At 36.9% G+C, this 21,811-nt stretch carries 19 protein-coding genes and 1 pseudogene; 16 read left to right on the top strand and 4 right to left on the bottom strand.

Annotation, left to right across the window (positions count from 1 at the left end):
• The first annotated feature begins 116 nt into the window (after nt 1-116).
• From GFJ36_RS23740 to GFJ36_RS23730, 3 genes are all read left to right on the top strand, one after another.
• Nucleotides 117-440, top strand: a complete 324-nt coding sequence (locus GFJ36_RS23740) for a hypothetical protein (RefSeq protein WP_098230312.1) — start codon at nt 117-119, stop codon at nt 438-440.
• A gap of 135 nt (nt 441-575) precedes the next feature.
• Nucleotides 576-1,517 (top strand): phosphotransferase enzyme family protein, encoded by a 942-nt coding sequence (locus GFJ36_RS23735; RefSeq protein ID WP_088609293.1) that lies wholly within the window; start codon nt 576-578, stop codon nt 1,515-1,517.
• A gap of 89 nt (nt 1,518-1,606) precedes the next feature.
• On the top strand, nt 1,607-1,870 hold the full coding sequence (locus GFJ36_RS23730) for a DUF3949 domain-containing protein (protein WP_061677033.1): 264 nt from the start codon (nt 1,607-1,609) through the stop codon (nt 1,868-1,870).
• A gap of 17 nt (nt 1,871-1,887) precedes the next feature.
• Here the strand turns inward: GFJ36_RS23730 and GFJ36_RS23725 are convergent, their stop codons facing one another.
• Nucleotides 1,888-2,184, bottom strand: coding sequence for a YtpI family protein (locus tag GFJ36_RS23725; RefSeq protein WP_001144772.1), 297 nt, complete (start codon nt 2,182-2,184; stop codon nt 1,888-1,890).
• A gap of 237 nt (nt 2,185-2,421) precedes the next feature.
• Between GFJ36_RS23725 and GFJ36_RS23720 the strand changes: the two genes are divergently transcribed.
• Nucleotides 2,422-3,354: a DHH family phosphoesterase gene (locus GFJ36_RS23720; protein WP_087985387.1), complete on the top strand. Its 933-nt coding sequence runs from the start codon at nt 2,422-2,424 to the stop codon at nt 3,352-3,354.
• A gap of 51 nt (nt 3,355-3,405) precedes the next feature.
• Here GFJ36_RS23720 and ytrI read toward each other — a convergent pair whose 3' ends face one another.
• Nucleotides 3,406-3,909: a sporulation membrane protein YtrI gene (ytrI, locus tag GFJ36_RS23715; protein WP_046958744.1), complete on the bottom strand. Its 504-nt coding sequence runs from the start codon at nt 3,907-3,909 to the stop codon at nt 3,406-3,408.
• Nucleotides 3,906-4,319, bottom strand: coding sequence for a sporulation membrane protein YtrH (gene ytrH / locus GFJ36_RS23710; RefSeq protein WP_073516695.1), 414 nt, complete (start codon nt 4,317-4,319; stop codon nt 3,906-3,908). Before ytrH ends, ytrI begins: the two co-directional genes overlap by 4 nt.
• Nucleotides 4,320-4,361: 42 nt before the next feature.
• On the opposite strand from ytrH, the pseudogene dnaE reads away from it, so the two are divergent.
• The 8 genes and pseudogenes from dnaE to GFJ36_RS23670 all read left to right on the top strand — a co-directional run bounded on the left by dnaE (nt 4,362) and on the right by GFJ36_RS23670 (nt 15,189).
• Nucleotides 4,362-7,687 (top strand): annotated as a pseudogene (dnaE, locus tag GFJ36_RS23705) (DNA polymerase III subunit alpha).
• 133 nt (nt 7,688-7,820) lie between these two features.
• Nucleotides 7,821-9,029, top strand: a complete 1,209-nt coding sequence (gene ystJ / locus GFJ36_RS23700) for an NADP-dependent malic enzyme (protein ID WP_176546135.1) — start codon at nt 7,821-7,823, stop codon at nt 9,027-9,029.
• A gap of 14 nt (nt 9,030-9,043) precedes the next feature.
• Entirely contained in the window at nt 9,044-9,688 is a 645-nt protein-coding gene (locus GFJ36_RS23695) for a FadR/GntR family transcriptional regulator (protein WP_000204434.1), read from the top strand.
• A 185-nt stretch (nt 9,689-9,873) separates the two neighbouring features.
• A complete protein-coding gene (accD, locus tag GFJ36_RS23690; RefSeq protein ID WP_000942866.1) occupies nt 9,874-10,743 on the top strand; it encodes an acetyl-CoA carboxylase, carboxyltransferase subunit beta in 870 nt (289 codons plus the stop codon).
• The gene (accA, locus tag GFJ36_RS23685; protein WP_000818786.1) at nt 10,731-11,705 is read left to right on the top strand and encodes an acetyl-CoA carboxylase carboxyl transferase subunit alpha; all 975 of its coding nucleotides are present in this window, start codon (nt 10,731-10,733) and stop codon (nt 11,703-11,705) included. The genes accD and accA overlap by 13 nt, the downstream gene beginning before the upstream one ends.
• 128 nt (nt 11,706-11,833) lie before the next feature.
• Nucleotides 11,834-12,793, top strand: coding sequence for a 6-phosphofructokinase (pfkA, locus tag GFJ36_RS23680; RefSeq protein ID WP_000821162.1), 960 nt, complete (start codon nt 11,834-11,836; stop codon nt 12,791-12,793).
• A gap of 53 nt (nt 12,794-12,846) precedes the next feature.
• Nucleotides 12,847-14,604 carry a pyruvate kinase gene (gene pyk, locus GFJ36_RS23675; protein ID WP_001232677.1) on the top strand — a complete coding sequence of 586 codons (1,758 nt, stop codon included), beginning with the start codon at nt 12,847-12,849 and terminating at the stop codon, nt 14,602-14,604.
• A gap of 195 nt (nt 14,605-14,799) precedes the next feature.
• Nucleotides 14,800-15,189, top strand: coding sequence for an FxsA family protein (locus GFJ36_RS23670; protein WP_048544357.1), 390 nt, complete (start codon nt 14,800-14,802; stop codon nt 15,187-15,189).
• A gap of 631 nt (nt 15,190-15,820) precedes the next feature.
• Here the strand turns inward: GFJ36_RS23670 and ytvI are convergent.
• Entirely contained in the window at nt 15,821-16,939 is a 1,119-nt protein-coding gene (ytvI, locus tag GFJ36_RS23665) for a sporulation integral membrane protein YtvI (protein WP_088064550.1), read from the bottom strand.
• A gap of 420 nt (nt 16,940-17,359) precedes the next feature.
• Between ytvI and GFJ36_RS23660 the strand changes: the two genes are divergently transcribed.
• The 4 genes from GFJ36_RS23660 (at nt 17,360) to mdh (ending at nt 21,768) form a co-directional block, all read left to right on the top strand.
• A complete protein-coding gene (locus GFJ36_RS23660; RefSeq protein ID WP_000625511.1) occupies nt 17,360-17,821 on the top strand; it encodes a DUF441 domain-containing protein in 462 nt (153 codons plus the stop codon).
• A gap of 387 nt (nt 17,822-18,208) precedes the next feature.
• On the top strand, nt 18,209-19,357 hold the full coding sequence (gene citZ / locus GFJ36_RS23655; protein WP_000503659.1) for a citrate synthase: 1,149 nt from the start codon (nt 18,209-18,211) through the stop codon (nt 19,355-19,357).
• Between the two features lie 160 nt (nt 19,358-19,517).
• The gene (gene icd, locus GFJ36_RS23650) at nt 19,518-20,810 is read left to right on the top strand and encodes an NADP-dependent isocitrate dehydrogenase (RefSeq protein WP_000206896.1); all 1,293 of its coding nucleotides are present in this window, start codon (nt 19,518-19,520) and stop codon (nt 20,808-20,810) included.
• Nucleotides 20,811-20,829: 19 nt separating this feature from the next.
• Nucleotides 20,830-21,768: a malate dehydrogenase gene (mdh, locus tag GFJ36_RS23645; RefSeq protein WP_000153236.1), complete on the top strand. Its 939-nt coding sequence runs from the start codon at nt 20,830-20,832 to the stop codon at nt 21,766-21,768.
• Nucleotides 21,769-21,811 lie beyond the last annotated feature (43 nt).

Below are 21,811 nucleotides of genomic sequence, written 5' to 3'. Positions count from 1 at the left end.
ATTTTTTATTTAAAAGGATAGAAACAAAAAATAAATAGCGTATCATTTCATATGTATAATAAAAATACTGAAAAATTCGAAGATGCGGAAATGGCATAGCGATAAGGAGGAAGTGAATGGACGGAATCCTTTTCTTTTTAGTGGTCGTATGTTTCATCATTATTCATGTTTTAACGCATAGAAGAATGAATGCTATTAAAAAGAGGTTGTATTTTGTAAGTTTGACTCTTGCTAGTATAGGTGCCTTGATTCCTATATCAGGAGAAAATGAGCCGGATTTTCTTTACTTTGGTGTACCAGCTGAAACGTTTGTTTATTATGGTGTGTGGGAATGTTGGTTTAATCCATTAGGTTTTTTCTTTAACTTTATTTTGTTTTATTGGATTTTGAAGCTATTGTTTAAGTTACGTAAGAGTTCGGATAGAGAAGTGAAAAAATAGAAGGATATGTATGAGTACGGATAGAAAATTGGTTGTTAGTTGATAAGAAAGCTTACGCTACTAATCATTAAGAGATAATAATAGTGTAATTGGATAGGGAAACTACGCTTCACTATATGAACTAGGGGGAGAAGAATGGATTTTCACATTAAAGAGCAGTTATGTAAGCAATATAATTTTAATAGTTTTACGAAAGTTTCATTGTTACATGGGGGAGAAAATCAAACATATATATTAGAATCGGACAAAAATAAATTTGTAGTGAGGCAGTATAGAGAGGGACGTTATACAGCCGAGCAAATAGAAGCTGAAATACATTGGTTAATAGCGATACAAAAACAAATGTTAGTACCAGAAGTAGTTGTCAATAAAAGTGGTGATTTGATCACACCTATTATGAAAGATGAAGGAAATATCCAGTATTTTGTTGTCTTTAGGTTTATAAACGGAAGTGAAATTTTAGAACCAAGGGATAGGGACTATGAAAAACTCGGATCATTAATGCGAAAGTTTCATGAAAAAACAAATGAAGTGCTCAAAAGAGTGCCGCAAACTTGGAGAGGTTATGAAAGGCCTATATATAGTGAGCAAAAGATAATCCACGAGCCTTTACAACGATTACTAAATGCTTCATTTCTATCGCATGCGGATAAGCATAAATGCATAAGAATTGCAGAAAGAATACAAGAACTCGCAAATTCAACTCAACTAGGAGAAAAACAATTTGTTCACGGTGATATGCATTTTGGAAATATTCTTGTAGACAAAGAGGATTGGTATTTACTTGATTTTGATGAATGTGGATTTGGGTATAAAGAGTTTGATATTGGTGTTCCGAGATTGCATTTAATTGCTTCGGGACAGTTAGAAGACGTATGGGAGAATTTTATGATGGGATATGGGGAAAGTATTTCAGAACCAGCCATTCGACTTGGGACTGCTTCGAGAATTTTTTATATGGCGGGAAAGATTCCATTAAGGCTTGATATCGAGCCTATTAGAAAAGATCCCGGTGCTTTTATTCGGCGATATGTTCAGTATGCTGAAGAGGAATTATGTGGTGAGACAATTGTATAACTAAAAAACAGAATATTAATTTAATTAGAATTTATACTATGTTACAATTGAATTGTAAGGAAATGGATTTTAGGAAGGTGGTATGCAATATGTCATCAGAAGTGCTCTTCTTTGGTGGAATCGCACTATTTTACTTTCTTGTGATGATACCGTTTCAATATTTATACTTACAAGGTTTACATGAAAAAAAGAAACGAACAGGATTATCTCAGCGAGAACTATATGAAAAAATGTCTTTTGAGGAAGAACAATTACATTTTCATGTACAAGGCAACCCCTTTAATATACCTTCTGCTTTTGTTGCATATATGATTTTAAAAGTTAGGGGACGTAAAAAAGCATCACAATATTGATGCTTTTTTATGTTGCTTCAGACAGATTCAGCTTCTTCAACTGCTAATGGTAAGAAATGTTTGTATTGGCGAAATCCATTAAATACACTTGCACTACCAAATAGAACAAATAAAACACCAACGATAATTCGAGCGGTTGAAAGTTCTAAAAAGAATTGGTTTATCCCAAAGAATAAGACGAATGAACCAAGTGCCATTGCGGATTTTCCTGAGAGCCAACCTTTCTCCATTGGGCGGTTTGTACGAAAGTATTTTGTTTTGTAAAAGAGGTACAACATAAATGAGACGATAATACAGAAGACTAATACTGGCATAATGCACGCTCCCATCGCTTTGTGAAAAATAATGGTAGAGAAAAAGAAATATCTAAACTTTCTAACTTTTATTATAAAGCAATTGTTCGCATGTATGAAATACTTTCCGTTATAATGGAGGATAAAGTGAAACTTTAATTAGTGTGAGGATGTTTCTACGCTAATGATTTGCCCGCACCAATCGGGCTTTTACTGCACGTTAAAGTGAAGAAGTTGAGTAAAAAGGAGATTATACATATGCATGAGCAAATTTTAAGAGCAATTAAAGAGTTTGATACAATTATTATTCATCGTCATGTGCGTCCAGATCCAGATGCGTTAGGTTCACAGGGAGGTCTTGGTACAATTCTACAAGAATCGTTTCCAGAGAAAAATATTTATACGGTTGGGTACAATGAACCTTCACTAGAATATTTACGAGTAATGGATGATATTGAAGATAGTGTATATGAAAATGCACTTGTTATCGTATGTGATACTGCGAACCAAGAACGTGTTGACGATCAACGCTATGCAAAAGGGAAGATGTTAATTAAAATTGATCATCATCCGAATGAAGATCCGTACGGAGATATTACGTGGGTAGATACGACAGCAAGTTCTACAAGTGAAATGATTTATGAGTTTTACAGTTATGGAAAAGATAAAGGATTACAGATAACGAAAGAAGCAGCTCGTCTTATTTTAGCGGGTATTGTTGGGGATACAGGTCGTTTCTTATTCCCGAATACAACAGCGAAAACACTTCGTTATGTAAGTGAGCTTGTTGATATGGATGTGAAGTTCACAGATTTATATAATGAAATGTATAAGACGAAAGAAAAGATTGCTCGTTTAAACGGCTATATTTTACAAAACTTTACGATGGTAGAAGAAGGAGCAGCTTACATTAAATTAACGAAAGAAGTGTTAGAAAAGTTTGATGTACTTCCTTCTGAGGCATCCGGTGTTGTTGGAGCACTTGGTAATATTGATGGATTAAAGTCGTGGGTTCTATTTTTAGAGGAAGACGATGTGATTCGTGTTCGTCTTCGTTCAAAAGGACCAGTGATAAATAAATTAGCAATGCAATATAATGGCGGAGGGCATCCGATGGCTTCTGGTGCAAAAGCATCTTCTTGGGAAGAAGCGGATCGTCTTTTTGCTGATTTACGTGAGTTGTGTAGATAAGAGATTATATATGAGAACGAAAAGAAGGAGCGGCGCTAAAGCCCTCCTTCTTTATTTTTCTTTCTCTATCGTAATGCTAATTTCAAGCACTGTATCAAAAGATATCGTATCGACTTTGAAACGGTATAGCCGATCGTAATGTTTGTACGTTTTGTTTTCGATTACCTTTTTGAGTAGGTCTTTATTTTTTGCTATACTTTGAATGTTTTTCGTTAAAAGATGTTGGAGGTCATTATGGATAGACGTAGTCATATTTTCGAGTGTAAGGTTGTCTAAATCGTATTTTTCTCGATTTATAAGTTTTATTTTAATCTCTTGAATAGTTAAGAGGCGTTTATTTTCTGTATTCAATTTTTCTTGATCTTCGAGAAGGACGTGGAGCTTTGCTTCTTGTTTTTCTATAATTTCTCGTTGCTCTGCTATTTTACTAGCTTGTTCTTCTTGAAAAACACCGTATATGTACAAAAAAACAAACCAGCTCAACACGCCTCCAACAGCAGCACCAGCTAAAACTAAATACCATTTTTTTGCTGTATTGGCACTTGGTACTCTCATACATGTTCCTGCGTTAGCCATTTAATAATGGTAAGACCTGTTTGCATACCACCCGTTGCGAAAAAAATAAGGAGAATTTGTTTTACAATATCTTTCATATCTCCGCCAAAGAAACTTCTTTCAAAGCTATAAAAAGTATCAAATGTTCCGCCAATTGCTGCAACGAGTGCCCAGATTCTTAAATTTTGGGCGAATTGATTAATGTAAGTTAGAGTTGGTTTTCCGATAAGAAATGCACCAAATCCACCAATTAATGAACCACCAAGTATCACCCCAAAGGCAATAAAATAACTAATAATAAGCAGAGAGAAAAAAGTATGTTCTCTTACATCCATCGTCATTCCCCTTTCTTCTTCATATATATGGACAAAGTATAAGAAGTATGTTTTGATTTCCGCTTTCCTCATCACCTATAATAAAAGTAGTCAGATTGGTAAAGAGAGGGTACAACAGTGAAGTTTGTGCATTTACAATGTCAAACCGTTTTTAGTTTATTAAAAAGTGCTTGTAAAATTGATGAGCTTGTAGTCAGGGCGAAAGAACTTGGTTTTTCGTCACTCGCTATTACGGACGAAAATGTTATGTATGGCGTTATTCCGTTTTATAAAGCATGTAAGAAACATGGTATACAGCCTATTATCGGCTTAACAGCTTCTATTTTTAGTGAAGAAGAGGAAAAATCTTATCCGCTTGTTTTACTTGCTGAAAATGAAATGGGCTATCAAAATTTATTAAAGATTTCTAGTAGCATTATGACGAAGTCAAAAGAAGGTATTCCGAAAAAGTGGCTTGCCCATTATGCGAAAGGATTAATTGCTATTTCACCAGGTAAAGATGGGGAAATTGAACAATTATTATTAGAAGACAAAGAGAGTCAAGCTGAAGAAGTAGCTCGCATGTATCAAAGTATGTTCGACAATTTTTATATGAGTTTGCAGCATCATGCGATTCAAGATGAACTGCTCCTGCAAGAGAAATTACCTGCATTTATGAGTAGGATAAATGTTCCAGTCGTTGCAACAAACGATGTACGCTACATCAATCAAAGTGACGCACTTGTTCATGAGTGCTTATTATCTGTTGAAAGTGGAACGAAAATGACTGATCCAGATAGACCAAGGTTGAAAACTGATCAATATTATTTAAAATCATCAGATGAAATGGAAGCACTATTTTCTCACGTAGAAGAAGCGATTTATAACACAATAGAAATTGCAGAACGTTGCAGAGTAGAAATACCGTTTCATATAAATCAATTACCGAAATTTCCTGTTCCAGCTAACGAGACGAATGATATGTATTTACGCCGCGTTTGTGAAGAAGGCTTGCAGAAACGATATGGTACGCCGAAAGAAGTACATATAAAGCGTTTGAATCATGAATTAAACGTTATTTCTAGTATGGGGTTTAGTGATTATTTCCTCATCGTGTGGGATTTTATGAAGTATGCGCATGAAAATCATATTTTAACAGGACCAGGACGTGGATCGGCAGCCGGCTCACTCGTTTCTTACGTGTTAGAAATTACAGATATTGATCCGATTGAATACGATCTATTATTTGAAAGATTTTTAAATCCTGAACGTGTGACACTTCCAGATATTGATATCGATTTTCCAGATATAAGACGTGATGAGATGATTCGATATGTGAAAGATAAATATGGTCAGCTGCGTGTTGCACAAATTGTAACGTTCGGGACGCTTGCAGCGAAAGCGGCAATTAGAGATATTGCGCGTGTAATGGGGCTTCCGCCGCGAGACATTGACATATTCTCAAAACTTATCCCATCAAAGCTTGGTATAACGTTAAAAGATGCATATGAGGAATCGCAATCACTCCGTGAGTTTATACAAGGGAATCTGTTACATGAGCGTGTGTTTGAAATTGCAAAACGTGTAGAAGGCTTACCACGTCATACGTCTATTCATGCAGCTGGCGTTATTATGAGCCAAGAGCCGTTAACCGGAAGTGTTGCAATACAAGAAGGGCATAACGATGTGTATGTTACGCAATACCCAGCTGATGCATTAGAAGAACTTGGTTTGTTAAAGATGGATTTTTTAGGATTACGTAATTTAACGTTACTTGAAAATATTATAAAGTTTATCGTGAAAAAGACGGGGACACAAATTGATTTAAGAAATTTACCACTTCAAGATGAAAAGACGTTCCAATTGTTAGGTAGAGGGGATACAACAGGTGTATTCCAGCTTGAATCAGGTGGTATGCGAAATGTACTTCGCGGGTTAAAACCGAATGAATTTGAAGATATTGTCGCTGTTAACTCGTTATATAGACCAGGACCAATGGAACAGATTCCAACCTTTATTGAATCAAAGCACGGAAAAAGAAAAATTGAATATTTACATCCGGATTTAAAGCCAATTTTAGAAAGAACATACGGTGTAATTGTATACCAAGAACAAATTATGCAAATTGCGTCGAAGTTGGCGGGATTCTCGCTCGGAGAAGCAGATTTATTACGCCGAGCAGTGAGTAAAAAAAATCGTGATATTTTAGATCAGGAGCGTAAGCATTTTGTACAAGGCTGTTTACAAAATGGTTATGACGAGACATCCGCAGAGAAAATTTACGATTTAATTGTAAGATTTGCGAATTACGGTTTTAACCGAAGTCACGCTGTAGCCTACAGTATGATTGGATATCAGCTTGCTTACTTAAAAGCGAATTATACGCTGGAATTTATGACAGCATTATTATCAAGTGCAATTGGAAATGAAGATAAGATTGTTCAGTATATACGAGAAACGAAGCGGAAAGGTTTTCACGTTTTGCCGCCGTCTCTTCAGAGAAGTGGTTACAATTTCCAAATAGAAGGTAATGCGATACGTTACAGCTTACTTTCAATTCGAAACATCGGAATGGCTACAGTGACAGCATTACTCGAAGAACGAGAGAAAAAAGTATTTGAAGATTTATTTGAATTTTGTCTTCGCATGCCATCAAAGTTTGTAACAGAGCGAAATTTAGAGGCGTTCGTCTGGTCTGGGTGTTTTGACGATTTTGGTGTTTCGAGAACAAATTTATGGAAAAGCCTTAAAGGAGCGTTAGAGTACGCAAATCTTGCACGTGATTTAGGAGATGCTGTTCCAAAATCAAAATACGTGCAAGGAGAAGAGCTCTCTTTTATTGAACAGTTAAATAAAGAGAAGGAAGCACTAGGTTTTTATTTATCAAGCTATCCGACAGCGCAGTATGTGAAGTTAGCGAAAGAATTAGAAATTCCATCTCTTGCTCAGGCAATGCGACATAAGAAAAAAGTACAAAGGGCTATCGTGTATATAACAAGCGTGAGAGTGATTCGTACGAAAAAGTTGCAAAAGATGGCGTTTATTACATTTTGTGATCAAAACGATGAAATGGAAGCAGTTCTTTTCCCTGAAACATATATACATTTCTCAGATAGTTACAAGAAGGAGCAATTGTTTTAGTTGACGGCATGATTGAGCTTAGAAATCATAAGTTGCAATGGATTGTAAATGGACTATATCCGTTAGAAGAAATGGATGTGTATGAAGAAAAGAAAGATGCATCTGTTTACGTGAAATTGTCGTCTCAGTATGAGAAAAAGCTTTTAAATCAGGTTACTAAAATATTGTTTGACTATTCAGGTTTTGCGAAAGTACTAATTTATTATGAAAAGGAACATAAAATGGTACAATTGTCTCGAAGTTTATCGATTCATCCAAGTGAAGAATGTTTAGGAGCACTTCGTGAAATTGTCGGGGAAGAAAATGTAGTTGTGAAAATATAATGGACAATTTCCCTACACTTCGATTATTATAGTAGTAGTGTTCGTGGTCAGACCACTTGGAGAAATTGATATCAGCTAGAATAATTTGAGGAGAGTGGATAGTTTGTCAACACTTCGTGAAGAAGCACTTCACATGCATAAAGTGCATCAAGGAAAATTAGAAACTGTATCAAAAGTAAAAGTAGAAAATGCAAAAGATTTAAGTCTTGCATATTCTCCAGGGGTTGCAGAACCTTGTAAGGAAATTTATGACGATAAAAGTAAGGTATATGAATATACGATGAAGGGAAATATGGTAGCAGTTGTGACAGATGGAACGGCTGTACTTGGTCTTGGTAACATTGGACCTGAAGCATCTCTTCCAGTAATGGAAGGTAAAGCTGTATTATTCAAGAGCTTTGCTGGTGTAGATGCATTCCCAATTGCCTTAAATACAAACGATGTAGATAAAATTGTTGAAACTGTAAAATTAATGGAGCCAACTTTTGGCGGCGTTAACTTAGAGGATATCGCAGCACCAAACTGCTTCATTATTGAAGAACGTTTGAAAAAAGAAACAAATATTCCTATCTTCCATGATGATCAACACGGAACAGCTATCGTAACAGTAGCAGGTCTTGTGAACGCGCTAAAATTAGTTGGAAAGAAAATGTCTGACATTAAAGTTGTCGCAAATGGCGCAGGTGCAGCAGGTATTGCAATTATTAAACTTTTATATCGCTATGGTGTACGCGACATTATTATGTGTGACCGTAAAGGCGCAATCTATGATGGTCGTCCTACAGGTATGAATCCGGTGAAGGATGAAGTTGCAAAATATACAAATAAGAATCGTATTGAAGGTTCTTTAGCTGACGTTGTACAAGGTGCGGACGTATTCATTGGTGTATCTGCAGAAGGTGCATTAACAGAAGAGATGGTTCGTACAATGAATGACGATGCAATTATTTTTGCAATGGCGAATCCAGTTCCAGAAATTATGCCAGAATTGGCAAAAGCAGCGGGCGCAGCTGTTGTTGGAACGGGTCGTTCTGACTTCGCGAACCAAGTAAATAATGTACTAGCGTTCCCTGGTATTTTCCGTGGTGCACTTGACGTACATGCGACACAAATTAACGAAGAAATGAAGATGGCAGCTGTACAGGCTATTGCTGAGCTTGTAGCAGAAGATGAGTTGAATGCAGACTATATCATTCCGGCACCGTTTGACGCGCGTGTAGCGCCTCAAGTGGCAGCTTACGTTGCGAGAGCTGCAATGGAGACAGGAGTAGCTCGCCGTCAAGTAGATCCAAATGAGATTGCTGAGAAAACAAAACAATTAGCGCTGATTGGTAAAGAATAAGCGAGGAATTTCCATTGACATCATCAAATACAAAAGTATATCTCGAAATTGTAAAAAAAATCCGTTCCATTATGGAAGAAGATGGATTGGTGGCGGGGGATCGTTTGCCGTCTGAGCGTGAGTTAAGTTCACGTTTAAACGTAGGGCGTTCCTCTGTAAGAGAAGCATTGCGTGCTTTAGAACTGGTAGGATTGATTGAAACGAGACGTGGTGAAGGGACGTTTATTCGAAACTTTTACGATAACGGTCTTGTACAATTGATTGCGCCGTTCTTGCTGCAAGATGAGAAAACAATTCGTGATTTATTACAAACAAAACGATTGCTTGAGAAAGATATGATTCGAATTGTATGTAATTTGCCGAAAGAAACGTTTTCTAAAGTGCTAAGAAAATTAAATCAAGTGCTTGAAGAAAATGAAAACTCGATTCCAATGCTTCATCAAACGTTCTTTAAAACACTCATTGAACAAGTCGATAATTATTTACTCTATCGCATTTGGATGATCGTAAATGATTACGTATCAACTCTTTCTTGTGAAGTTTCAGGAGATTCTATCGATATGTATAGAAAGCTTTATGCTACTTTGGAAGAAAAACAAGAAAATGATGCACTAAAAATTTACGATGAATTAGTAGAGAATATACAGTTTCACTCGTAATGTATAAAATTTGTCGAAATGACCATGACACGTTATGACAAACATTCTATCGCGTAGCGGTTAAAGTTAAACGTAAAGAGTGAGGTTATTAGACAGATTGAGAAGATAAGGCTAACATCAAACTTTGGTGTTAGCCCAATTTTCTTCTTGCGCTAACCTTAGCTCTCAACGAAGGGGGTCAAATTGTGCTAAGAGATTTATTCGTGAAAAAGAAAAAGTACGCTGCAATACCTTCAGAACAAGTACGAAAAGATGTACCAGATGGCGTTATGACAAAATGTCCGAAATGTAAAAAAATCATGTATACGAAAGAGCTTCTAAAAAATTTAAAAGTATGTGTGAATTGTGGATATCATCATCCTATGAATGCATGGGAACGTCTTGATAGTATATTGGACGAAGGGTCATTCCGTGAGTATGACAAAGAAATGGTTTCATTAAATCCACTCGAGTTTCCAGGATACGAAGAGAAACTAGAGAGCGATCGTAAGAAGACTAAATTGAACGAAGCGGTTGTAACTGGTGAAGGAACAATTGATGACATGCTTGTTGTTGTTGCAGTAATGGATTCTCGTTTTCGAATGGGCAGCATGGGCTCTGTTGTAGGAGAGAAAATTGCCCGTGCAGTTGAAAAAGCATACGACTTACAAGTTCCATTTATTATCTTTACTGCGTCGGGTGGTGCCCGTATGCAAGAAGGGATATTAAGTTTAATGCAAATGGCAAAAACAAGCGTAGCTTTGAAAAAGCATAGTAATGCAGGAGGGTTATTTATTTCTGTTATGACTCACCCAACGACGGGCGGGGTTTCAGCGAGTTTCGCTTCACTTGGTGATTACAATCTTGCAGAGCCAGGTGCACTTATCGGATTTGCTGGTAGACGTGTAATTGAACAAACAGTGCGTGAAAAACTACCGGAAGATTTCCAAACGGCAGAATTTTTATTAGAGCACGGTCAATTAGATGCGGTTGTGCATCGTGATGATATGAGAGAATCACTCCGTAAGATTTTAGAAGTTCATCAAGGAGGGGAAATGGCTGTATGGCAGAGCTAGAATTTGAGAAACCAGTTGTTGAGCTAAGAAATAAGATTCGTGAACTGAAAGACTATACGAAAAACAGCCAGATGGACTTCAGTGAGGAGATTCGTATTTTGGAAGACAAGCTAGAAAAATTAGAGGAAGATATATACGGCAATATGAAAGTATGGGACCGTGTTCAAATTGCTCGTCATGCAGAACGACCGACAACGCTCGATTATATTGAGCACTTATTTACTAATTTTTTTGAATGTCATGGAGATCGCCTATTTGGCGACGATGCAGCGATTGTCGGCGGCATTGCGAAATATAAGGGGATGCCTGTAACTGTAATTGGGCACCAACGCGGAAAAGATACGAAAGAAAATATTCGTCGTAATTTTGGGATGCCTCATCCAGAAGGATATCGAAAAGCACTGCGTCTAATGAAACAAGCGGAAAAGTTTAATCGTCCTATTATTTGTTTCATCGATACGAAGGGAGCTTATCCTGGTAAAGCAGCTGAAGAACGTGGACAAAGTGAGGCGATTGCCCGTAACTTATTTGAAATGGCGGGTTTAACGGTACCTGTTATTTGTATTGTTATCGGTGAAGGTGGTAGTGGTGGTGCGTTAGGTCTTGGAGTAGGAGATTACATTCATATGCTGGAAAATTCCACGTATTCTGTTATTACACCAGAGGGTGCGGCGGCAATTCTTTGGAAAGACGCTGGTAAAGCAAAAGAAGCTGCAGAAGCGATGAAAATTACAGCATTAGATTTGAAAGAATTAGGTGTAATTGACGAAATTATTCCAGAGGCAAAAGGTGGAGCGCATCGTAACATTTTAAAACAATCAGAAAATATAGATTTAATGCTTAAGAAAACTTTTGAACAATTAAGCGGAATTTCGAAAGATGAATTAATCGAAAAACGTTATGAAAAATATATGAAAATTGGGCAAGTTTCGTTTTCAAACGCTTCCATTGGGATAAAATAATAAAAGCGTGCGTTCCTCTTCGCGAATGCACGTTTTTATTATGAAAAGACACATCTTCTCCATTGTGTTTTTATATTTTTTCGTGTTATTTTATTATAAGGCAAATAATCTTTATGAGGTGAGTACAAATGAAACGTATTGGTGTATTAACAAGTGGTGGAGATTCACCTGGTATGAATGCTGCCATTCGTGCAGTTGTTCGTAAAGCGATTTTCCATGATATTGAAGTATATGGTATTTACCATGGATACGCGGGTTTAATTTCTGGTCATATTGAAAAATTAGAACTTGGTTCTGTTGGCGATATTATCCACCGTGGTGGTACGAAATTATATACAGCAAGATGTCCTGAGTTTAAAGATCCAGAAGTACGACTAAAAGGTATCGAGCAATTAAAGAAACACGGTATCGAAGGACTTGTTGTTATTGGTGGAGATGGCTCTTACCAAGGTGCTAAAAAATTAACTGAACAAGGATTCCCATGTGTTGGTGTACCAGGTACAATCGACAATGATATTCCTGGAACAGACTTCACAATTGGTTTCGATACAGCTTTAAATACTGTTATTGATGCAATTGATAAAATTCGTGACACAGCTACATCTCATGAACGTACATATGTTATCGAAGTAATGGGACGTCATGCTGGAGATATCGCATTATGGGCTGGTTTAGCTGATGGTGCCGAAACAATCTTAATTCCAGAAGAAGAGTATGACATGGAAGATGTTATTGCTCGTCTGAAGCGTGGTAGTGAACGTGGTAAAAAACACAGTATTATCATTGTGGCTGAAGGTGTTGGAAGTGCAATTGACATCGGTAAGCACATTGAAGAAGCAACAAACTTTGATACTCGTGTAACTGTATTAGGTCACGTACAACGTGGTGGATCACCAAGTGCACAAGACCGTGTATTAGCAAGTCGTCTTGGCGCAAGAGCAGTTGAATTATTAATTGCTGGTAGAGGTGGACGCTGTGTAGGTATTCAAGATAATAAACTTGTTGATCATGATATTATCGAAGCGTTAGCTCAAAAGCATACAATCGATAAAGATATGTATCAATTATCTAAAGAATTATCCATCTAATCGGCTTAATGTCGGATATTTGGGAACGGTTTCATAATTTTCGGAGGTGCAATATGCGTAAAACTAAAATTGTATGTACTATAGGTCCTGCTAGTGAAAGTATTGAGAAATTAGAACAATTAATCGAAGCGGGTATGAACGTTGCTCGTTTAAACTTCTCTCATGGTAGCCATGAAGAGCACGGCGCTCGTATTAAAAACATTCGTGAAGCTTCAAAGAAAACTGGTAAAACAGTTGGTATCTTACTTGATACAAAAGGTCCAGAAATCCGTACTCACGACTTCGTAGACGGACAAGCTGAGCTTGTAACAGGTGCAGAAGTAGTTCTTTCTACTGAGCAAGTATTAGGTACTGCAGAGAAGTTCTCTGTATCTTATGCTGGTCTTTATGACGATGTAGACCCAGGTTCTCGTATTCTAATCGATGACGGTCTTATCGAACTAGAAGTAATCGAAAAAGCTGACGGAAACATCCGTACAAAAGTTTTAAACAGCGGAACTGTAAAAAATAAAAAAGGTGTTAACGTACCAAACGTAAGCATTAAGCTTCCTGGTATCACTGAAAAAGACGTAAAAGATATCGTCTTCGGTATCGAGCAAAAAGTTGATTTCATCGCAGCTTCATTCGTACGTAAAGCATCTGACGTATTAGAAATCCGTGAATTATTAGAAGAGCATAACGCTCAATACATCCAAATTGTACCAAAAATCGAAAACCAAGAGGGTATCGATAACATCGATTCAATCTTAGAAGTTTCTGACGGTTTAATGGTAGCTCGTGGTGATATGGGTGTAGAAATTCCACCAGAAGAAGTACCATTAGTACAAAAACGTCTAATCAAAAAATGTAACGTGTTAGGTAAACCGGTTATTACTGCGACACAAATGTTAGATTCTATGCAACGTAACCCACGTCCAACTCGTGCGGAAGCAAGTGACGTAGCTAACGCAATCTTCGATGGTACAGATGCAATCATGCTTTCAGGTGAAACAGCTGCTGGTCAATACCCAGTAGAAGCAGTAACAATGATGGCTAACATTGCAGTACGTGTTGAAAAATCATTACAATATGAAGATATGTTCAAAAAACGTATTAAAGAGTTCACTCCAACAATTACAGATGCAATTAGCCAATCTGTTGCGCATACAGCACTTGCTCTTGATGTAGCTGCAATCGTAGCTCCAACAGAAAGTGGACATACTGCGAAAATGATCTCTAAATACCGTCCGAAATCTCCAATCGTAGCTGTAACATCTGACGAGCAAGTAGGACGTCGTCTTGCACTTGTTTGGGGGGTACAAGCATTTATGGCTGGAAAACGTGCAGCGTCTACTGACGAAATGTTAGATACTGCAATTCAAACAGGTATGGATGCAGGTCTAATTGGACTTGGAGACACTGTAGTAATCACTGCTGGTGTTCCAGTTGCTGAAACTGGTACAACAAACTTAATGAAAATCCATGTTGTTGGTGAAGAAGTTGCGAAAGGACAAGGAATCGGTCGTAAAGCTGCAAAAGGTAAAGTAGTTGTAGCGAAAACAGCTGCTGAAGCTGTAGCGAACGTAAACAAAGGTGATATCCTTGTTACAACAAGCACTGATAAAGATATGATTCCTGCAATCGAAAAAGCTGCTGCTCTAGTTGTAGAAGAAGGCGGTCTAACAAGCCATGCGGCTGTTGTAGGTGTATCAATCGGTATTCCTGTTATCGTTGGTGTAAACGGCGTAACAGCAACTTTAAAAAATGGCCAAGAAGTAACAGTTGATGCAGCACGCGGAATTGTTTATAATGGACATGCGGAAGTGCTATAAGTAATACGAAGAGAAGGATCGGAGTCCTTCTCTTTTTTTTACACAAAAACGAGGTGGAATCAGCTTGAAACGCCTGGAATTACGTTTAAAATCCGTTTGTTACGAGGTTCAATAGGGAAAGGTGTTTAGTTTCTGTGTAGCGTATACGGACGCTCTGGGTTCGTTTAAAGTGATGAGTGAGAGGAGTGTAGAACTATGAAGTGGTTACTATTCTTGTTTATTTTAATACCGGCGATTGAGATTACAGTCTTAATTGGATCGAGTCATGTAATAGGTTTATGGTCTACGTTCGCTATGATTGTATTTACGGGTGTTGTAGGTGTCTATTTAGCGAAAAGACAAGGATTTAAAGTGCTTAGAGAGATTCAATCTAAGTTGAATAGAGGAGAAATGCCAGGAGGAGCGGTACTGGATGGTATTTTTATCTTTGTAGGAGGTATTCTTTTGGTACTTCCTGGATACGTAACGGATATAATAGGTTTGATCTTCGTTATCCCTATGACGAGGGCTTTGTTGAAGCCATTTGTTATGAAGTGGATGGAATGGAAGTTCAGAAAGAGTTCTACTATTATTGTGCAGAAATAGTGCTTAGATTATAGCGATCTAAGCACTATTTTTTTGCCCGCAAAAGGATGAGAGATGGATGAAGTTCTGTTGATTAAAGTTTTGCTGTATCATGCCTTAAAATGTGGTGAATGCGAAGGAGTTAAGTGGAAATCAGACTGCTCATACAAGTCCGGTTGGTGAAAGTTAATAATCGGTGGTGGACAAAATCCTTACTGATCATAGTTTTGCCTTATTATATTTGCTATGTATTTTTCGATTGGATATGGAGGTAGTTCTTAATGAGTGTGTTGTAGGGAAATTCATATGAACTCAAGCTGGTTTTTGTATATAAAAAGAATCAATTGGTATGGAAAAGTTAGATACGAACAGGAAAAATGTTAGTTTAAGTCTTATTTTATACCATTTTGCATATTTATTCATTTACATAAAAAGTAATAAATGTAAGTGATAATTATAAAAATAATAGAATAAATATGTAAAAATACCTCGGAATATGCGTTTTCTATGCAAAAAAACAAGAGTATTATCCTTTTTGTGGGAAAATCTCTTGTTGTATGTAATGAGTGTGAAAAACAAGTATAAGGAATAATCAGTGGGAAATTCCCACTGATTACATATAAGTTTTTTGTTGTATATGAATTAGAAACTATTATTTTGAAGGTGAGCCTTTAATATATTTCCACAAATCATGGAATACACGAGCTTTGTGCAATGTATTAAGTAGTACTAAGATGACTGGACCGATGATTAATCCTAAAAAGCCAAAAAGCTTAAAGCCGACAAATAGAGCGATCAGTGTTGCTAATGGATCGAGGCCGATATTAGATGAAAGTACTTTAGGCTCCATAATTTGTCTTTGGACAATCACGACGATGTATAAGATGAGAAGACCGATGGCGAAAGCAGTATCGCCAGTGAAAAATACGTATATAACCCAAGGAACGAAGACGGCACCTGTTCCTAAATACGGGAGTAAATCTACAACCCCTGTAATAATCGCGATAGTAATGGCGTATGGTACGCGTAATATTAAAAGTCCGATTAGTACAATAACAGTTGTCATAGATACGAGTGTAAGTTGCGCTTTAACAAAACCAAATAAAGCTTTTCTTAAGTCGACAAAAATAGTTTTTCCATAGCCATGAACACGATTGGGCAAAAATTTTCTTACTTTCTGAGCAAGATGATGCCAATCGTAACTAATGAAGAAAGTGGCTAATAAAACGAATACAAGGACAGTTAAAGTGGTTGGTAATGCACTAATGAAATTTGTTAACCCGCTTATAATAGCAGTTAAAAGTTCTTTCATTTGCGTCGTTGCTTCGGTTCCTAAGTTTTGAATGTTTTGTGTAATCGTATAGCGCTGTGGTTCCCCAAGATGATTAAATTTAGAAATTAAATCATCATAGAGAGGCATAATATGATTAAGTGCAAATTGCTCTGCGAATTTAACGATATCCGGGAACTTTACTGTAACAAGTTGTAGTAAGTATGTTGTGGCCGATATTGCTTCCGTTACAAGATATGTAACGAGTCCGACGATAGCTCCGAATACGAGAATTAAGCTAACGAGTACTGCTAGTGCGCGAGGAAATTGTAGTTTTTGATTAAGGAAATTGACGACGGGATTAATCAAATAAGCAAATGCGAAAGCGATAATAAAAGGATAGATAAGTCCTGACATATATAGTAATGCATAGAACCCGGCTACCGTTGCTACAATGACAAATATGAGTCGCAATATCATATATAGTAAGTTTCGGTTCAAAGATGTATACCTCCCATTCCAATTTGGATTATCCTAATTCGTTCAACTTATAACGAGTGTGCTGCACTGATTAAAGTTTCACTTTATGTTATAGTGGAATGATGGATTTTTCCTGCTTTTTCAGTACATGAGTGACTGTAAAAGCTTGGTGTTGATGCTTCTACTATATGGTAAAAACTTCATTTTCTCTTCTTTTTATTTTACCTGTTTCTTATTAGAAAAGAAAGGAGAGACAATCGTTTTCAAAAATGTATATAGGCTTAAATTTTTGATGATGAAAGTCTCAGTTTAGCATTTTAAAATACATAAAAAATGAAGTGGTTATTGTTGAATATACATCGATATAGCATGTATAACGATAGGTTTAAAGGTATTTTTGTTTGGAAATGAGTTCATTATTTTCAGAAAGGAAGTGTAAACATGATTAGTCAGTCAACGTTATTTTTATTCATACTACTTATTATAGGACTTGTTGCTAAAAACCAATCGCTTACTGTAGCTATTGGTGTGTTATTTTTATTGAAATTTACGTTTCTAGGAGATAAAGTCTTTCCTTATCTACAAACGAAAGGGATTAACCTTGGTGTAACGGTTATTACAATAGCAGTACTCGTACCGATTGCAACGGGGGAAATAGGTTTTAAACAACTTGGAGAAGCGGCGAAATCGTATTATGCATGGATTGCTTTAGCTTCAGGGGTAGCGGTTGCTTTGTTAGCGAAAGGCGGCGTACAATTATTGACGACGGATCCTCATATTACAACTGCGCTCGTTTTCGGGACAATTATAGCGGTTGCTTTATTTAATGGAGTTGCTGTAGGTCCATTAATTGGGGCTGGAATTGCCTATGCAGTTATGAGTATTATACAGATGTTTAAATAAGAAATTTTATAGTAATATAAAATTTTTGAATTCTTTCTGTTCACAAAAGTCAGATAATTGTTTATAATAGGATTAGAAACTTTGAAAAGTTACATAACAGCAGAGACTTTACACCAGATAAAATAAAAACAACATAAAACAATTTTATAATGATATTGTTTTATGTTGTTTTTATCATAAAACTCTTCGGGATTAATTTTCCTCACTAACTTGTTGTTTTGAGCGTGAGGATTCGGGGAGACATTCACGCTCATGCTTTCCATGTAAACAATGGACAATAAGAGGGGAACATCGCAACAAATTTGCATGATCGTGCATTTTGCTTGCCTAAAGAGTGAACGGGCGTTCATAATTCAAAAGGGAAGCAAATAGATATAAGGAGCAAGGTTGGGAGAATTTTCAGGAAAAGGAGAGAATGTCATGACTGTTATTCGAGGTTTAGAAGGGGTAGTAGCAACAACATCATCTGTGAGCTCTATTATTGATGATACATTAACTTATGTTGGGTATAATATTGATGATTTAGCTGAGAATGCTACATTTGAAGAAGTAGTGTACTTATTATGGCATCGCAAGCTTCCTAATGAACAAGAACTAGCGAAATTTAAAGAGATTGTATCGGAATACTATAAAGTTCCAGGTGAGATTTTAACATATTTGAAACAAGTAGATTTAAAAATCGCACATCCGATGTCTGTTTTACGAACTGCAATTTCCATGCTATCATTATACGATGAGAGCGCTGAAATTATGGATGAAAACTCCAATTATTTGAAAGCGGTTAAATTGCAGGCTCAAGTGGGAACTTTAGTTGCTGCTTATGCAAGAATTCGTAAAGGTTTAGATGTTGTTGAGCCTAGAAACGATTTATCATTAGCTGCAAACTTCTTGTACATGTTAAATGATCGCGAGCCAAATGAAGTTGAAATTGAAGCTTTTGACAAGGCGCTTGTACTTCACGCAGATCATGAGTTAAACGCTTCTACATTTACTGCACGCGTTTGTGTAGCTACACTTTCAGATGTATATTCTGGTATTACAGCAGCAATCGGTGCGTTAAAAGGTCCTCTTCACGGCGGGGCAAACGAAAATGTAATGAAGATGCTAACTGAAATTGGCGAAGAAGAAAATGTAGAATCATATATTCATAATGCTCTTCAAAATAAAGTGAAAATCATGGGCTTTGGCCACCGTGTATATGAGCAGGGTGATCCGCGTGCAAAACATTTACGCGAAATGTCTAAGAGATTATGCGTGCTTTTAGGAGAAGACAAATGGTATAATATGTCTATCAAAATTGAAGACATTGTAACAAAAGAAAAAGGTCTTCCACCAAATGTTGATTTCTATTCAGCTTCTGTATACCATTGTTTAGGAATTGACCATGACTTATTTACACCTATTTTTGCAATTAGCCGTATGTCAGGCTGGTTAGCTCATATTCTAGAACAATATGAAAACAACCGTTTAATCCGTCCGCGTGCTGATTATAATGGACCAACACATCAAGTGTACGTTCCAATTGCACAACGATAAGCGAAAAACACTATTTTGATAGTGAAAATACGCTTTCAAAAGTCTGATTTTTTCGGAAAGACGTAATGATTAGAATATTTTAATTTAAATAACGGTTTGAACTGAGGGGTTATTCCCTCAGTTTCATACATATGAAATTTCAAACATGGGGGTTATCACATTGACGACAGGTGAAAAAATTACTGTAACTAATGGTGTTATGAATGTACCAAACAATCCGATTATTCCATTTATCGAAGGAGATGGAATTGGTCCTGATATTTGGGCAGCTGCATCTCGTGTACTAGAAGCAGCAGTTGAAAAAGCTTATGATGGTGAGAAGAAAATCGTTTGGAAAGAAGTGCTTGCAGGGGAAAAAGCATTCAACCAAACAGGCGAGTGGTTACCAGAAGAAACTTTAAATTTAATCCGTGAATATTTAATCGCGATTAAAGGTCCACTTACAACTCCAGTTGGCGGTGGTATTCGTTCTCTAAACGTAGCACTTCGTCAAGAATTAGATTTATATGTATGTCTACGTCCAGTTCGTTATTTTGATGGTGTTCCTTCACCTGTAAAACGTCCGGAAGATACTGATATGGTTATTTTCCGTGAGAATACAGAAGACATTTATGCTGGAATTGAATATGCACAAGGATCTCCGGAAGCAGAAAAAGTCCTTGCTTTCTTAAAAGAAGCAATGGGTGTTAATAAAATTCGCTTCCCAGAAACATCTGGTATTGGTATTAAACCAATCTCAGAAGAAGGGACAAAGCGTCTTGTTCGTGCTGCAATTCAATATGCAATTAACGAAAAACGTTCTTCTGTTACATTAGTTCATAAAGGAAACATTATGAAATTTACAGAAGGTGCTTTCAAAAACTGGGGTTACGAAGTAGCGGAACAAGAATTCGGCGATAAAGTATTTACTTGGGCTGAATATGATCGTATCGTTGAGAAAGATGGTAAAGATGCAGCGAATAAAGCGATGGCAGACGCTGAAGTGGCTGGGAAAATCATCGTAAAAGATTCTATTGCAGACATCTTCTTACAACAGATTTTAACTCGTCCACGTGAGTTCGATGTTGTTGCAACAATGAACTTAAACGGAGACTACATCTCTGATGCACTTGCTGCACAAGTAGGTGGAATTGGTATTGCACCTGGTGCAAACATTAACTATGTGACTGGACATGCTATCTTTGAAGCTACACATGGTACAGCTCCAAAATATGCAGGTTTAGACAAAGTAAACCCATCTTCAGTTCTTCTTTCTGGTGTATTATTATTAGAGCACTTAGGATGGAACGAAGCTGCGAAATTAGTAACTGATTCAGTTGAGAAAACAATTGCTTCAAAAGTAGTAACTTATGATTTCGCACGCTTAATGGAAGGTGCAACAGAAGTGAAATGTTCTGAGTTCGCTAATGAACTTATTAAAAACATGGATGTAGCGATAATCAAAAACGCATAATTAAAGCGGGGGGTAAATTATGACAATCAAACGCAAGAAAGTTTCAGTCATCGGTGCAGGATTTACAGGAGCAACAACAGCATTCTTATTAGCACAAAAAGAACTTGCAGATGTTGTATTAGTGGACATTCCACAACTGGAAAATCCAACAAAAGGGAAAGCGTTAGATATGTTAGAAGCGAGCCCAGTACAAGGTTTTGATGCTAACATTATTGGAACATCTGATTACGCAGATACTGCTGATTCTGACGTTGTCGTTATTACAGCAGGTATTGCACGTAAGCCTGGTATGAGCCGTGATGACTTAGTAGCAACAAACTCTAAAATTATGAAAAGTATTACGCGCGACATTGCAAAACATTCACCAAATGCGATTATTGTTGTGTTAACAAATCCAGTTGATGCAATGACATATTCTGTATTTAAAGAAGCAGGATTCCCGAAAGAGCGTGTTATCGGTCAATCGGGCGTATTAGATACAGCTCGTTTCCGTACATTTATTGCACAAGAATTAAATCTTTCTGTGAAAGATATTACAGGATTTGTTCTTGGTGGACACGGTGACGATATGGTACCTCTTGTACGTTATTCTTATGCAGGTGGCATTCCGTTAGAAACGTTAATTCCGAAAGAGCGTTTAGAAGCAATCGTAGAACGTACCCGTAAAGGTGGCGGCGAGATTGTAGGCTTATTAGGAAACGGTAGTGCATATTATGCACCAGCTGCTTCTTTAGTTGAAATGACAGAAGCAATCTTAAAAGATCAACGCCGTGTATTACCAGCTATTGCGTACCTTGAAGGTGAATATGGTTATAGCGACCTTTACTTAGGCGTACCAGTAATTCTAGGTGGTAACGGAATTGAAAAAATTATTGAGTTAGAACTTCTTACAGATGAAAGAGAAGCGTTAGATCGCTCTGTAGAATCTGTACGTAATGTAATGAAGGTTCTTGTTTAATAATTAAATATTAAGTAGAAAAAGATTCGGGGCCCCGAATCTT

Source organism: Bacillus sp. EE-W1, from assembly GCF_009760835.1.
In the GTDB taxonomy this organism is placed as follows: Bacteria; Bacillota; Bacilli; order Bacillales; family Bacillaceae_G; genus Bacillus_A; species Bacillus_A wiedmannii.
Note: the sequence above shows the minus strand (reverse complement) of the source record. Positions and strands in the feature narration are given on the sequence as shown.

What these genes read in the sequence shown, in the direction of transcription:
- GFJ36_RS23740 (WP_098230312.1), top strand. Translation starts at nt 117, where the DNA reads ATGGACGGAATCCTTTTCTTTTTAGTGGTCGTATGTTTCATCATTATT.
- GFJ36_RS23735 (WP_088609293.1), top strand. Translation starts at nt 576, where the DNA reads ATGGATTTTCACATTAAAGAGCAGTTATGTAAGCAATATAATTTTAAT.
- GFJ36_RS23730 (WP_061677033.1), top strand. Translation starts at nt 1,607, where the DNA reads ATGTCATCAGAAGTGCTCTTCTTTGGTGGAATCGCACTATTTTACTTT.
- GFJ36_RS23725 (WP_001144772.1), bottom strand. Translation starts at nt 2,184, where the DNA reads ATGCCAGTATTAGTCTTCTGTATTATCGTCTCATTTATGTTGTACCTC.
- GFJ36_RS23720 (WP_087985387.1), top strand. Translation starts at nt 2,422, where the DNA reads ATGCATGAGCAAATTTTAAGAGCAATTAAAGAGTTTGATACAATTATT.
- ytrI (WP_046958744.1), bottom strand. Translation starts at nt 3,909, where the DNA reads ATGAGAGTACCAAGTGCCAATACAGCAAAAAAATGGTATTTAGTTTTA.
- ystJ (WP_176546135.1), top strand. Translation starts at nt 7,821, where the DNA reads ATGCATAAAGTGCATCAAGGAAAATTAGAAACTGTATCAAAAGTAAAA.
- accA (WP_000818786.1), top strand. Translation starts at nt 10,731, where the DNA reads ATGGCAGAGCTAGAATTTGAGAAACCAGTTGTTGAGCTAAGAAATAAG.
- pfkA (WP_000821162.1), top strand. Translation starts at nt 11,834, where the DNA reads ATGAAACGTATTGGTGTATTAACAAGTGGTGGAGATTCACCTGGTATG.
- pyk (WP_001232677.1), top strand. Translation starts at nt 12,847, where the DNA reads ATGCGTAAAACTAAAATTGTATGTACTATAGGTCCTGCTAGTGAAAGT.
- GFJ36_RS23670 (WP_048544357.1), top strand. Translation starts at nt 14,800, where the DNA reads ATGAAGTGGTTACTATTCTTGTTTATTTTAATACCGGCGATTGAGATT.
- GFJ36_RS23660 (WP_000625511.1), top strand. Translation starts at nt 17,360, where the DNA reads ATGATTAGTCAGTCAACGTTATTTTTATTCATACTACTTATTATAGGA.
- mdh (WP_000153236.1), top strand. Translation starts at nt 20,830, where the DNA reads ATGACAATCAAACGCAAGAAAGTTTCAGTCATCGGTGCAGGATTTACA.